Consider the following 12027-nt stretch of genomic DNA (forward strand, 5'->3'; position numbering starts at 1 on the left):
CGGTCTTGCCGCTTTCGCCCCGGCCCGGGGTCAGGTCGAGGCGGGGGCCGCCGGGACTGGGTGCGTCCTCCATGATCTTGCCGCCCCGGCCGAAGCGGTAGCCCTCCTCCTCGAAGCGCTTGCGGAAGGTCTCGCCCAGCCGGCCCTTGCCCGTCCGGGCCAGGTCCAGCTTGTTCTTGGTGAGACCCAGGGCCACGTCCATCGGGCTCATGGGCTCCGCGCCCAGCTTGTCGCCCCGCTCCACGGCGGCGATCACCGGGGCCGGGGTGCGGGTCGCGCGGTCCGCCGCCGGCTTGGCCGCAGGGATCGTGCGACCGGGCGAAGCGCTCGCGGCACCGCCACGCACTGGCCGACCCGCCGCCGTGCCGGACAAGCCCGAAGTGGACGCGCCAGAACTGGACGCGCCAGGGGCGGCCGGGCCAGAGGCGGCCGGGCCGGTGTGTTGAACCTTGCCGCCGGACAGCACCGGGGCGTGATTGCCTAGGCGCTTCCTGCGCGCCTTCTCTTCCTCGTCGGTGAACATGCTGGTCAGAACCCTCCTTCATCACCGGTCAAAAAAAGAGGCGCCCGGCAAGGGGCGCCCCAAGAGCCCTCGCCGATCCGCGGCGAGTAAAGGAACCATAGAGGATTTCAGCGCGCTTGTCAAGAAAATTGACAAGCCAATATTGCTTGTAACTCCCCTAAAAGTGGCGGTTGACCGCAGAATTCCGCGCCTTTCCGGGCAGAAGAAAAACGGCGCTCCCCGAAGGAAGCGCCGTTCTTGCAGTCTCGGCGAAGGGTGGGAGGGGCCTAGAAGAGCCCTTCGATCTCGCCCTTGTCGTTGAGCCCGATGGAGTGGGCGGCGGGCACGCGGGGCAGGCCCGGCATGGTCATGATCTCGCCGCAGACCACCACCACGAAGCCCGCGCCGGCGGAGAGGCGGACCTCACGGACCGGCAGCGCATGACCGGAGGGCGCGCCCTTCAGGTTGGGGTCGGTGGAAAAGGAGTACTGGGTCTTGGCCATGCAGACCGGCAGGTCGCCGTAGCCCATGTCTTCCAGCTCCTTGAAGCGGGCGCGCACGGCCTTGTCCGCGATCACCTCGTTGGCGCCGTAGAGCTTGGTCGCGATGGTCTTGACCTTGTCCCAGAGCGGCATGGCGTCGGGGTAGAGCGGGGCGAAGTTGGCGGTGTCGCTGTCGACCACGCGGACCACTTCCTTGGCCAGCTCCTCGGTGCCCTTGGAGCCTTCGCCCCAGTGGGTGCAGAGGATGGCCTTCGCGCCCTCGGCCTTGGCGGCTTCCTGCACGGCGGCGATCTCGGCCTCGGTGTCGGCCACGAACTTGTTGATCGCGACCACCACCGGCACGCCAAAGGACTTCACGTTGGCGATGTGGCGGGAGAGGTTGGAGCAGCCGGCCTTGACTGCCTCCACGTTCTCCTGACCCAGCGCGTCCTTGGCGACGCCGCCGTGCATCTTCAGCGCGCGCACGGTCGCCACCACGACGGCGGCGGCGGGCTTGAGGCCGGCCTTGCGGCACTTGATGTCGAAGAACTTCTCCGCGCCCAGGTCCGCGCCGAAGCCCGCCTCGGTCACCACGTAGTCGGCCAGCTTCAGGGCCGTCTTGGTGGCGATCACGGAGTTGCAGCCGTGGGCGATGTTGGCGAAGGGGCCGCCGTGGATGAAGGCCGGGTTGTTCTCCAGCGTCTGGACGAGGTTGGGGGAGATGGCGTCCTTCAGCAGCACGGCCATGGGACCGGGCGCCTTCAGGTCGGCGGCGGTGACCGGCGACTTGTCGCGGCGCTGGGCGACCACGATGCGGCCCAGGCGCTCGGTCAGGTCCTTAAGGTCCTTGGCGAGGCAGAAGATCGCCATGACCTCGGAGGCGACCACGATGTCGAAGCCGTCCTCGCGCGGGAAGCCGTTGGAGACGCCGCCCAGGGAGTTGACGATGGACCGCAGCGCGCGGTCGTTCATGTCCACGACGCGCTTCCAGGAGATGCGGCGCTGGTCGATGCCCAGCTCGTTGCCCCAGTAGATGTGGTTGTCGAGCAGCGCGGAGAGCAGGTTGTGCGCGATGCCGATGGCGTGGAAGTCGCCGGTGAAGTGGAGGTTGATGTCCTCCATGGGCACCACCTGGGCGTAGCCGCCGCCGGCCGCTCCGCCCTTCATGCCGAAGCAGGGGCCGAGGGAAGGTTCGCGCAGGCAGATCGCCGCCTTCTTGCCGATGGCGTTCAGGCCGTCGCCGAGGCCGACCGTCGTGGTGGTCTTGCCCTCGCCCGCCGGGGTCGGCGTGATCGCCGTCACCAGGATCAGCTTGCCGTCGGGCTTGTCCTGCAGCGAATTGATGAAGTCGAAGGAGAGCTTGCCCTTGTGCGGGCCGTACTGAAGCAGCGCGTCGGCGGGAATGCCGAGCTTCTCACCGATGTCGGTGATCGGCTGCATGGAGGCTTCGCGGGCAATTTCGATATCGCTTTTGGCCATGATGTTCCCCGGGGTGAAAGCAGCGTTCATTTCAAAAGAGGCCGCCGGGAGGAGGCCCCAACCACAAGCGCGGTTTGTCGCACCTGCCGGGGCGGTCCATCTTGTCAGGATGCGGCGCACAGCATCCTGTTTGCGATGGAGCCGCCCCAGGTCGGCTCCCTTAAGGGCGCGAGCGCGCAGGCTTGAGGCCGCACGCGCTTGTGGCCGCGAGTGCGAGCCGATAGTATCTCGCGCAAGGTTCGAATCCGGGGTCCGGCGCCAGGGGGGCGGCGCCCCGAAAGACAAGGGCCTTAGAGGCTAAAGACAAGGGCCTTAGAGGCCAGAGAATTCTCCCGGGGGACAGCAGACCTACCGCCATGCCGATCATTCGCCGCATCAACCCGCTCCGCCGCTCTTTTTCGCTCCTGGTTCTCCTCGGGATGCTGGGCGCTTGCGCCTACTCCAACGAACGCCTCTTCGAGGAAAGCCAGGGCCAGATCACCGTCAGCTCGACCGGCGTGGTGCAGGCCAGCGGCGGCGAACGGGAAGCGCAGCCGGAAAACGCGCCGCTCGTGATCATCCGCTTCGACCAGCCCGAAGTCGCCTACGGCGGTCCCTTGGGCCAGGTCGTGGAGAAGGTCCGCGCAGCGCGGCCCGGCGCCGGTTTCGACGTGGTCGCGGTTTCGCCCTCCATCGGCAGCGAGGAGCAGGTCGCCGACCTCGCCCGGCGGGGCCGCCAGCGCGGCGAGCAGGTCTACCGCACGCTGCTCGACCTCGGGCTTCAGCCGGCCGACCTCTCGCTCGCCTCCACCGTAAGCCCGGCGGTGACGGTAAACGAGGTGCACATCTATCTGCGGTGATGCTATATCGGGCTTCCGGCAAACCCTGAAGACGAGATTCGACCCAAAATGAGCGAGCATGAAGCGCAGAAGACCTTCCCGGTTTCCTGGGAAGAACTGCACCGTCATTCAAAGGCCCTGGCCTGGCGTCTCCTGGAGCTGCCGCAGCCCAAGGGCGTGATCGCAATCACGCGCGGTGGACTGGTGCCCTCGGCCATCGTCGCCCGCGAGCTGGAGGTGCGCCTGATCGACACGGTCTGCAGCGCCAGCTACGATGACCGCACCCAGGGCGAGATGAACATCCTGAAAGGCATCGAGGGGCATGACGGCGAGGGCTGGATCATCGTCGACGACCTGGTGGACACCGGCAAGACCGCCAAGGCGGTGCGCGCCATGCTGCCCAAGGCCCACTTCGCCACGGTCTACGCAAAGCCCGCCGGACGTCCGGTGGTCGACACCTTCGTGACCGAGGTCAGCCAGGACACCTGGATCCTCTTCCCCTGGGACCTGGAGCCGACGGCGAGCATCCCCCTGAGCCGTCGCCGCTGAAGAAGCGGCGGCGCTGAGGAGCCGGCGTTGATGGGCCGGCAGCCCCGGACCCGGGGCCCGGCTCTGGCCGGTCCCGTCATGCCATCGTCCGCGCCTAGGGCGTCTCGATCTTGACCCAGTCGAACAGCACGACGCTCTCCCCGCCCTGATCCTTGCGTTGGGTGAAGCCAAGAGCCAGTTGCCCTTTCAGACGCAGGACGGTGAAGGCTTCCAGGTCGAACCAATCGGTGTAGGGCGGCTTGTTGTAGGCCTCCTTGCCGGGTTCCTGGCCAACCTCTTCGTAGCCCGGGACACGCAGCCCGAAGGTATAGGTGCGGCCCTCCTTCTTCAGCCGCACCTGAAGCGGATTGGGGTACTCGGCGATTCGGGTTCCGAAGTCGTAGCCCTCGACCTGGAACTGCTCGTTCCAGAAGGTCTCGCTGAAGCTGCTGGTGTCGCGCGGGCTCTGCTTGTAGCCGACCAGTTGGCCGCAGACCCGGTCGCTCCAATGACCGCAGACGGTCGAGCGGAGGATGCCCACCATGTAGTCCTGCCCGCTGTCATAGACCCCGATGAAGGCGTCTTCCTGTCCGGTCTGGAACTCGACGGTCATCTGGGCGGTGATCACCCAGTCCCCGCGCGGCAGGGGCTGATCGAGCAGCATCAGGTTTGAGACCTGCTTTTCGGCCAGCGACTGCGCCTGCGATGACAGCATCAGCAGCTCCCCGGCCTCCACGATGTAGGCCTCGGGGTCGGGGTTCTGCACGAGCCAGTGCGCGGCGACGTCGCCATTGTCGCTCTCGAAGTCGTCGAAGAAGACCTCGGTCATGGGGGCGTCGGTCATGGGGGCGTCGGCTTGGGCGACCTGCGGGGCCGCGTCGGTCATGACCTCGGCGGGCGCCTCGGCCACGACGCGGACCTGCTCCAGAACCTCGTTCAGCTCTCCGGCGTTGGCGGCGTCGTAGTAGGCGCCGCCGCCCTTCTCCGCGATGCAGCCGAGCTGCGCCTTGGCTTCCTCGTCCACGTCGAAGCCCACGACATGGACCCGGAGATTGACGCCGCGCTCGCGCAGGGTGGCGGCCACGGCGCAGGGGTCGCCTTCGCAGGTCTCGATGCCGTCGGAGATCAGCACGACGTTGTTGTTCTCCTCCAAACGGCCTTCGAAGGCCGCAAGGGTCTGCTCCAGGCTATAGGCGATGGGCGTCTTGCCGGTGGGTTGCAGCCCGGCGATCGAGGCGCGCAGCTGATCCGCGCCGCCCGCTCCGAAGGGCACCAGAAGCTCCACGTCCTGGCAGTCGTCCTTGCTGCGGTGGCCGTAGGCCATCAGGGCCAGCTCCGTCTCGCCGCCGACCTCGGCGAGGATGCCCTCCAGCGCCTCGCGGGCGATGTCGATCTTGGGGCGGCTTTCGATCTGCCCCCACATGGAGTTGGAGACATCCATCATGACCAGGAAGTTCGTCGCCGCCTGGGCTGCGCGGGGAAGAGCTGTGCCCGCCGTGGCAACCGCCAGGGCGCTGGCGGAGAAGAGAAGGGCGCGCGCCGCGCCGCGAATTGTGCATTTCATGAGAGTGGCCCCCTTAAAGGTCGCTTTGCCGTCTGGTTCCGCTGGTCCCGCGGCCGCTCGCAGGCGACCGTCGCCTTTTTGTGCGCCAAGCGCCGAGCGCCGGGCGGGTGCAGAAAAAGGGGCATCAGGACAGTCGCCCTCGTCACTTCCCTCACTGCGGGAAGAAAGCTTAAGCGATACGCGACAAAACGACAATCTATCAGCGCCGGAAAAGGCGATTTCCGCCCTTGCCGAGGCCGGGGCCTTCTGCTATCACTCCGCCGCCTCAAGGGACGGCCCGCCGGCCAGCCCGCCTCGGCAATGCGCCCGTAGCTCAATTGGATAGAGCGTCTGACTACGGATCAGAAGGTTGGGAGTTCGAGTCTTCCCGGGCGCGCCATATTTTCAATGATTTTTCCCATAGCATCCCTATCAGCGGGGCTTCTTGAGAGCGGTCGCCGCTGCTTTGAACTGCCTGTCCTGTTCAGCTGTCGGTCTAGCGCCCGATCTTTGCAGGGGTGCACAAGGCGAAACCCCGGCTGACGATGGCCTGACCAAGAAGGCGTCTACGAGCGTAGGGGCGCAGCTTCTCCCAGCCCTCGAAGTCGGCGGGAAGGTAGCCGAGCGCGGCCAGTCCCGCCGCCCTCGGAAAGCGCCTCACGGGTCATCTACTCATAGATCTGGTTCTGATCGCTCGTGCCTTTATCCACTTCGGCCAACAACAACGTCACTGGTTGCGTGCGCTCTTGTTGGGGTTTGAGCAGTTGTTCCCCTTCCCGGACTGACTGTTTCCGGCGCAGCCTCCACCGCCATCGCTCCCGGAGTTTGCGCCGGAGTTTGCGCCGGAGCTGGTGCTGGAGTTGGCAAGCGACGTCTCGGCTTGTTCCGATGATGCGGGACCCTGTTGGTCCGCGCTCTCAAAGGCCGAGTTGGCGATGGAGACCGGATTGCTCGATGAAGTCAGAGCATTGCTCACATTGCCGAGATTGGCTTCCATAGAGAGCGAGATCGCGAAGATGACGCCCAAAACGCAGCCGCTCACCATGCCAATCAAGACGCTGTACTCGACCAGAGCCGCCCCTTCCGTGTCGCGCAGAAAGCCTTTGATAGACATCGCTGTCCCCCTCGGTTGTCGAGAAAGACTTTCAAAATTTATTTAATTTTTCGTTATCTTGGCCGCTCCTCTCATGAAAAAGAGATCACTGACCATTCGACGGTGCCGCTGGGGAGGATTCTCGCGGACACTGCGAGGGGCGAAGGGGATTACTCCACGGGCTCTACAGCTCCACCGGCCGCGATGTGAACCCGCCGGAAAGCCAGCGGGTTGGCCTCCTGCTTGCTGGGCGTCCTCCTGTTGGCGGGGCTCACCTCGTCTCGCGTGAAGCAGGAATGGGCCGCGGCCCGCTTCCTTTCCCCGCTGTTTGGCGCGGAGAAAGAAAAGGGGCGGCGCTTTGCCGGCGCCGCCCCTCTTTCGGGTCTTGTCGTAGGGCGAGCTTACTTGATCTTCTTGATCTCGCCGCTCGCCAGCTTCTGGTGATAGTCCGCCAGCAGCGCCTTCACCTTCGGCATCAGCATGTAGAGGCCGATGATGTTGGCGATGGCCATGGCGAAGATCATGGCGTCGGAGAAGTCGATCACCGGACCCAGGCTCATGGAGGAGCCGATCACCACGAAGACGCAGAAGATCGCCTTGAAGACCAGCTCCTTGGCCTTGCCCTCACCGAACATGTAGGTCCAGGCCTTGAGGCCGTAGTAGGACCAGGAGATCATGGTCGAGAAGGCGAAGAGCACGGCGGCGATCGCCAGCAGGTAACCGAAGCCGGAGAAGTTGGCTTCGAAGGCCTTGGAGGTGAGGGCGATGCCCGTCACGCCGCTGTCCGGCACCCAGGAGTTGGTGATGATGATCACCAGCGAGGTCATGGTGCAGATGACGACCGTATCGATGAACGGCTCGAGCAGGGCCACGTAACCCTCGGTCACCGGGTGCTTGGTCTGCACCGCGGAGTGGGCGATGGAGGCCGAGCCGATACCGGCTTCGTTGGAGAAGGCCGCGCGCTTGAAGCCCTGGATCAGGGCGCCGATGGCGCCGCCGGCAACCGCCGTCGGGGCGAAAGCGCCGGTGATGATGGCCGAGAAGGCGTCGCCCACCGCACCGATGTTCATGATGATGATGATCAGCGCGGAGCCGACATAGAGAATGGCCATGCCGGGCACGATCTTCTCGGTCACGCGGGCGATCGACTTGATGCCGCCGATGATGACCGCGCCCACGATGGCGGCCATGACGATGCCGAAGAGCCAGCCCTTGCCTTCCATCACCGGGAAGAGGCCGGAGATCTGAGCGAAGGACTGGTTGGCCTGGAACATGTTGCCGCCGCCCAGCGCGCCGCCGATGCAGCAGATCGAGAAGAAGATCGCCAGGAACTTACCGAAAGCGGCCTTGCCGTCCTCCGAGAGGCCCTTGGAGAGGTAGTACATCGGACCGCCCGAAACGGTGCCGTCCTCGTATTCGTTGCGGTAGCGCACGCCGAGGATACATTCAGTGAACTTGGAGGCCATGCCGAGCAGGCCCGCCAGGATCATCCAGAAGGTAGCGCCGGGGCCGCCCAGATAGACGGCCACGCCGACACCGGCGATGTTGCCGAGGCCGACCGTGCCCGAAAGCGCCGTTGCGAGCGCCTGGAAGGGCGTCACTTCACCGGCGTCCTTGGGATCGAGATAATCGCCCTTCACCAGGGAGATCGAATGGCCGATGCCCCTGAACTGGATGAACCCGAAATAGACGGTGAAGATCAAGGCGGCGGCGACCAGCCAGCCGACGATCAGCGGAAACTGCGTTCCGAACACCGGAACGGAGTAGAAGACCGTGCTGACGATGGGATTGACGATAGGCGCGATAGCGTTGCTGATCGCCTGGTCGATGCCGTCTCCTTCCTGGGCATGGGCCAGCGAGGCCATGAAAGGCAAGACTAAGGCCGAAGCCAGAATACGGTTCAACATTTTAGGGATTCCCCCCCTTAAAACTGACTGTTGAAAGTCGAATGGCGGATGATCAGGGAACGATCGTCAGCGGGACGGGCGAAACCTGCGCCAGGGTGATGGCGACGCCGCCTAGAAGGCGCTGTGCGAAGCTAGAGCCGCTCGTGCGCCCGATGATCAATTGGCAGGCCTTCTTTTCCTCGGCGATGCTGCAAAGCAGCTCCGCTGCATGGCCGTGGCGCGCTTCGCAGGTGGCGGAAACGCCGGCATCCTTCAACTTGGCCATGATCGGCTGGATGAGGCTGTGGGCCCGTTCCAGTTCTTCTTCGCGCCGCTTATGACGCTCGGCCAACTCCTCGGGCGTGTGGAAGCTGTAGGGCGACCACTCCACCACGAAAACCAAGTGTAGCGAGCAATCCGTCTTTCCGGCTCTTTCGGCGGCAAACGCCACCGCCCGGTGGGCTTGCTCCGTGTCGTCGAACCCGACCACTAAGACATCATTCACGTTCAGATCCTCCATTTTTTCATAGCCGGCGGAAGCGACTGCTGCCTATTCGGCGGCGGTCCATTCTTCCAGGCATGCCCGGGGCTGGCTCGCCCCGACCGGCTTCTTCCCTCGTTCGAGCGCCTCTACTAAAAAGTCTTCCCTCACAGGCGCTCGAACTGGATCATGAAGCAGTCCACTCGCGAAAGCTTCATGTTTTTGTCATATGCGTATATCAGAGGGACCGAAAATTAATGAGAATTCAGGCGCTTTCCAGCCTTGATGGGAGCCCTCCCGGACAGTGACGCAGATCGGACCGGCATGAGTATCTCTCCTCTGGACAGCGCGCTTTTTGGCAACCTCCTCAGCGATTCGGGGAGCCGCGCGCTGTTTCAGGATGCAGCGCAGATCCGGGCCATGCTTCGCTTCGAGGCGGCCCTGGCGCTCGCCGAAGCGGACTGCGGCGTGATTCCCAAGGCCGCCGCCGCCGCCATCGCGAACAGCGCGGAGACGCTGGAGATCGAACCCGGGCGCCTGGCCGAAGGCAGCGAGCGCGACGGACTGCCGGTCCCGGCCCTGGTCGCCGCGCTGCGCGAGGCCGTGGGTGAAGGGGCGGCCAACGGGGAGGCGGCCAGTGGGGAGGCGGCCAGCGGGGAGGCGGCGCACTACGTGCACTGGGGCGCCACCTCCCAGGACGTCATGGATACCGCGCTCGTGCTGCGGCTGCGCGATCTGCTGGCGCTCCATGAAGGGCGCCTGGCCGGCCTTGGCACCTTACTGGCGGACCTGGCGGACAGGGAACGCCATCAGGTCATGCTCGGGCGCACGCGCTCCCAACAGGCGGCCCCGACCTCGTTCGGGCTGAAGGCCGCGGGCTGGCTGGCGTCCCTGACCGAGTTGCGCGAACAACTCTTCCAGCTCCGCCCGCGTCTTTTGCGGCTTTCCTTCGGCGGCGCGGTCGGCACGCTTTCGGTCCTGGGCGACCGGGCCGAGGCGGTCGAGCGCAGCCTTGCGGCCCGGCTCGACCTCGCGGTTGCGCCGCTGCCCTGGCACAGCCGGCGCGAGGCGATACTGGAACTGGGCGGGTGGCTTTCTCAAGTAACCGCCGCGTTGGGCAAGATGGGCCTGGACTTGAGCCTGCTCGCGCAGAGCGAGGTTGGCGAAGTGCGGCTTCGCGGCGGCGGGTCCTCGACCCTGCCCAACAAGGTCAATCCCATTTCCGCCGAATCCCTGATCGCCCTGGCCCGTTTCAACGCCGCTCAGCTATCGGCCCTGCATCAGGCCGCCTTGCAGGAGCAGGAGCGTGGCGGCCCCGGCTGGACCCTGGAATGGATGACGCTGCCGCTCCTGGCGTGCGCGACGGGAGGGGCCTTGCAAGCGGCGACTTCCTGCCTGTCCGGTCTTGAGGTTCAAGGGGAGCGCATGCGCGCCAACCTGGAGGCGGCGCGGGGCTTGCCCTACGCCGAGGCCGCGAGTTTTGCGCTCAGCGAGTTCCTGCCCAGGGCCGAGGCGCAAGCCGCCGTGAAGGCCGCCTGCCAGAGGGCGCTCGCCGGCCAACGCGATCTCCTGGATGAGTTGTCCGAGACCACGGATGCCCCGGTGGACTGGGCGGCGCTGCGCGAGCCGGGCGCGCTCCTCGGCGCTGCGGATGCGTTCATCGACCGGGCGCTGGCCGCCTGGAGGGCGTCTTAGGGCGCGGGGGGATGCGATCCGGCTAGCGCAGCCGGGCGTTTACGGCAGCGCCCTGCTTTTCCAGCTCAGCGGCGCCGTGGTAGAAGCAACTGCCCTGATCGACATAGGTCTCGCGCACGATCCAGAACAGCAAACCGGTCAGCAGGATCGGCCAGTAGGGGATCGCCAGCCCGCTGGACAGCAAGAGCAGGAAGGGCGGCGCGAACCAGATCAGCGCGACCAGAACTCTGTCCGCGCGGCGGTGCGGACCTTCGATGATCTCTCTTGCGATGACAGCGGTCGGCGCCAGCAGCAAGAGCAGGTCGTAGCCATAGGCATAGGGGGTTGCGAGAAGCCCGCCCACGACGAGCACGGCGGCCTTGGCGGCGGGGGCGGGGGCGTAGAGCCGCCAGACCAGGAACACCACGAGCGCCGAGATCGTGGCGGCCGCGACCTGCGCGGACAGAGCGATTATTTGCGGTAGATCGAAGAGCTTGGCGAAGGCGTAGAGCGTGATCATGTGCTTCCAGTTGTCGTTCTGGCCGCTCTCCAGGTCTTGGGGCAGATGCAGCATGGTCTGTATGAACGCGACCCACGCCGCCGGCCCGAACAGCAGGGCCGTGGCCAGGAAAAGCGCGATGACGCCGCCCACCATGGCGGCGAAGGCGCGTATCTGGCCGCCGCCCAGCAGCGCAAAGGGGATCAGCAGCGCCAGTTGCGGTTTGACGGTCACAAGCGCAAAGCACAATCCAGCCGCGACCGGATGGCGCCCCAAAAGCATCAGCCCGGCGGCGAGCGGCAGCAGGAGCAGTGCCGTGACCTGCCCGTGCCAGACCGTGATGCTGATGAGTGGGAACACCAAAAACGCCAAGGCGACGCGATGCCTGCAGAGTCCGTAGGCCGCCATACTGCACAAGAGCATGCTCGCTGCGCATAGAAAGCAGTAGGCGAGGATCGGATCGTCGAAGAGGCTCAGCGGGATGATCGTGAACAGCAGCGTTGGCGGGTAGCGTAGGGGAAGACTGTCGGCGCCGGGCGCCTGTTGCGCCATGTAGTCGAAGAAGAACCTCTGGTCGTAGAGAGCCTCCACGCCCGCGAAGGGGGCGGCCACATACTTTGCGGTGCTGTAGAATACGCTGAAATCCTTGGTGAGTATCAACCCGTCTTGGAGGTTGAGATAGACAAGGTAGAGGATCAGCAGAGTCCCGAACTGCAAGGCCAACACCCAGAGCAGACTCTGACGTTGCTTTCGAGAAAATTCCATGCGTGGTTCCGGAACTCTGAAGGTTTGGCATTTATTATCATCATTACATTTCTTATTATCTTAAAAACGATCATAACGAGTAGAAGAATTAATGCCTCCCTGCTGGCTGCATTGGTGGGGAAGGCTGAAAAGAGCCTTGTTTCTTCACCTTTAGTTATCCAAAGGCGTGATAAGGGTGGGCGCATGTACAGCAGGCTAGCCATTCTCAGATTGGTGCTGGCGCTTTGCGTGGTGCTGACTCATTGCTGGTTCGCGGCCTTTCAGATGGCCGGCGGCA

At 65.0% G+C, this 12027-nt stretch carries 11 protein-coding genes and 1 tRNA gene; 4 read left to right on the forward strand and 8 right to left on the reverse strand.

The genetic code is table 11. The features are described from left to right. Together P8X75_12655 and P8X75_12660 are read right to left on the reverse strand one after the other, a co-directional pair. On the reverse strand, positions 1-523 hold a 523-nt coding region (locus P8X75_12655; protein ID MEJ1996038.1), incomplete at its 3' end, for a hypothetical protein. A 266-nt stretch (positions 524-789) separates the two neighbouring features. Continuing rightward, on the reverse strand, positions 790-2463 hold the full coding sequence (locus P8X75_12660) for a formate--tetrahydrofolate ligase (protein ID MEJ1996039.1): 1674 nt from the start codon (positions 2461-2463) through the stop codon (positions 790-792). A gap of 356 nt (positions 2464-2819) precedes the next feature. Here P8X75_12660 and P8X75_12665 point away from each other — a divergent pair, with 356 nt between their 5' ends. Further along, complete coding sequence (locus tag P8X75_12665) at positions 2820-3302, forward strand: hypothetical protein (protein ID MEJ1996040.1); 483 nt, start codon at positions 2820-2822, stop codon at positions 3300-3302. Positions 3303-3350: 48 nt separating this feature from the next. Beyond that, a complete protein-coding gene (gpt, locus tag P8X75_12670; protein ID MEJ1996041.1) occupies positions 3351-3830 on the forward strand; it encodes a xanthine phosphoribosyltransferase in 480 nt (159 codons plus the stop codon). Between the two features lie 94 nt (positions 3831-3924). On the opposite strand, the gene P8X75_12675 is transcribed toward gpt, so the two are convergent. After that, on the reverse strand, positions 3925-5373 hold the full coding sequence (locus P8X75_12675) for a VWA domain-containing protein (GenBank protein MEJ1996042.1): 1449 nt from the start codon (positions 5371-5373) through the stop codon (positions 3925-3927). 302 nt (positions 5374-5675) lie between these two features. Here P8X75_12675 and P8X75_12680 point away from each other — a divergent pair. After that, positions 5676-5752, forward strand: a tRNA-Arg gene (locus tag P8X75_12680). Positions 5753-5848: 96 nt separating this feature from the next. Here P8X75_12680 and P8X75_12685 read toward each other — a convergent pair. The 4 genes from P8X75_12685 to P8X75_12700 all read right to left on the reverse strand — a co-directional run bounded on the left by P8X75_12685 (position 5849) and on the right by P8X75_12700 (position 8836). Then, a complete protein-coding gene (locus P8X75_12685) occupies positions 5849-6013 on the reverse strand; it encodes a hypothetical protein (GenBank protein MEJ1996043.1) in 165 nt (54 codons plus the stop codon). Positions 6014-6079: 66 nt separating this feature from the next. Beyond that, the gene (locus P8X75_12690; protein ID MEJ1996044.1) at positions 6080-6466 is read right to left on the reverse strand and encodes a hypothetical protein; all 387 of its coding nucleotides are present in this window, start codon (positions 6464-6466) and stop codon (positions 6080-6082) included. Between the two features lie 380 nt (positions 6467-6846). Beyond that, positions 6847-8352 (reverse strand): alanine/glycine:cation symporter family protein, encoded by a 1506-nt coding sequence (locus tag P8X75_12695; GenBank protein MEJ1996045.1) that lies wholly within the window; start codon positions 8350-8352, stop codon positions 6847-6849. 52 nt (positions 8353-8404) lie between these two features. Beyond that, positions 8405-8836, reverse strand: coding sequence for a universal stress protein (locus P8X75_12700; GenBank protein MEJ1996046.1), 432 nt, complete (start codon positions 8834-8836; stop codon positions 8405-8407). Between the two features lie 300 nt (positions 8837-9136). Between P8X75_12700 and P8X75_12705 the strand changes: the two genes are divergently transcribed. Further along, positions 9137-10507, forward strand: a complete 1371-nt coding sequence (locus P8X75_12705; protein MEJ1996047.1) for a lyase family protein — start codon at positions 9137-9139, stop codon at positions 10505-10507. A gap of 22 nt (positions 10508-10529) precedes the next feature. Here P8X75_12705 and P8X75_12710 read toward each other — a convergent pair whose 3' ends face one another. Beyond that, entirely contained in the window at positions 10530-11750 is a 1221-nt protein-coding gene (locus P8X75_12710; GenBank protein MEJ1996048.1) for a glycosyltransferase family 87 protein, read from the reverse strand. Between the last annotated feature and the right edge of the window lie 277 nt (positions 11751-12027).

It is taken from the genome of Limibacillus sp., assembly GCA_037379885.1.
In the GTDB taxonomy this organism is placed as follows: Bacteria; Pseudomonadota; Alphaproteobacteria; order Kiloniellales; family CECT-8803; genus JARRJC01.

Bases quoted from the DNA above. Each gene is read 5' to 3' on its own strand.
- P8X75_12710 (MEJ1996048.1), bottom strand. From the start codon at position 11,750: ATGGAATTTTCTCGAAAGCAACGTCAGAGTCTGCTCTGGGTGTTGGCC.
- P8X75_12660 (MEJ1996039.1), bottom strand. From the start codon at position 2,463: ATGGCCAAAAGCGATATCGAAATTGCCCGCGAAGCCTCCATGCAGCCG.
- P8X75_12690 (MEJ1996044.1), bottom strand. From the start codon at position 6,466: ATGTCTATCAAAGGCTTTCTGCGCGACACGGAAGGGGCGGCTCTGGTC.
- P8X75_12695 (MEJ1996045.1), bottom strand. From the start codon at position 8,352: ATGTTGAACCGTATTCTGGCTTCGGCCTTAGTCTTGCCTTTCATGGCC.
- gpt (MEJ1996041.1), top strand. From the start codon at position 3,351: ATGAGCGAGCATGAAGCGCAGAAGACCTTCCCGGTTTCCTGGGAAGAA.
- P8X75_12705 (MEJ1996047.1), top strand. From the start codon at position 9,137: ATGAGTATCTCTCCTCTGGACAGCGCGCTTTTTGGCAACCTCCTCAGC.
- P8X75_12675 (MEJ1996042.1), bottom strand. From the start codon at position 5,373: ATGAAATGCACAATTCGCGGCGCGGCGCGCGCCCTTCTCTTCTCCGCC.
- P8X75_12665 (MEJ1996040.1), top strand. From the start codon at position 2,820: ATGCCGATCATTCGCCGCATCAACCCGCTCCGCCGCTCTTTTTCGCTC.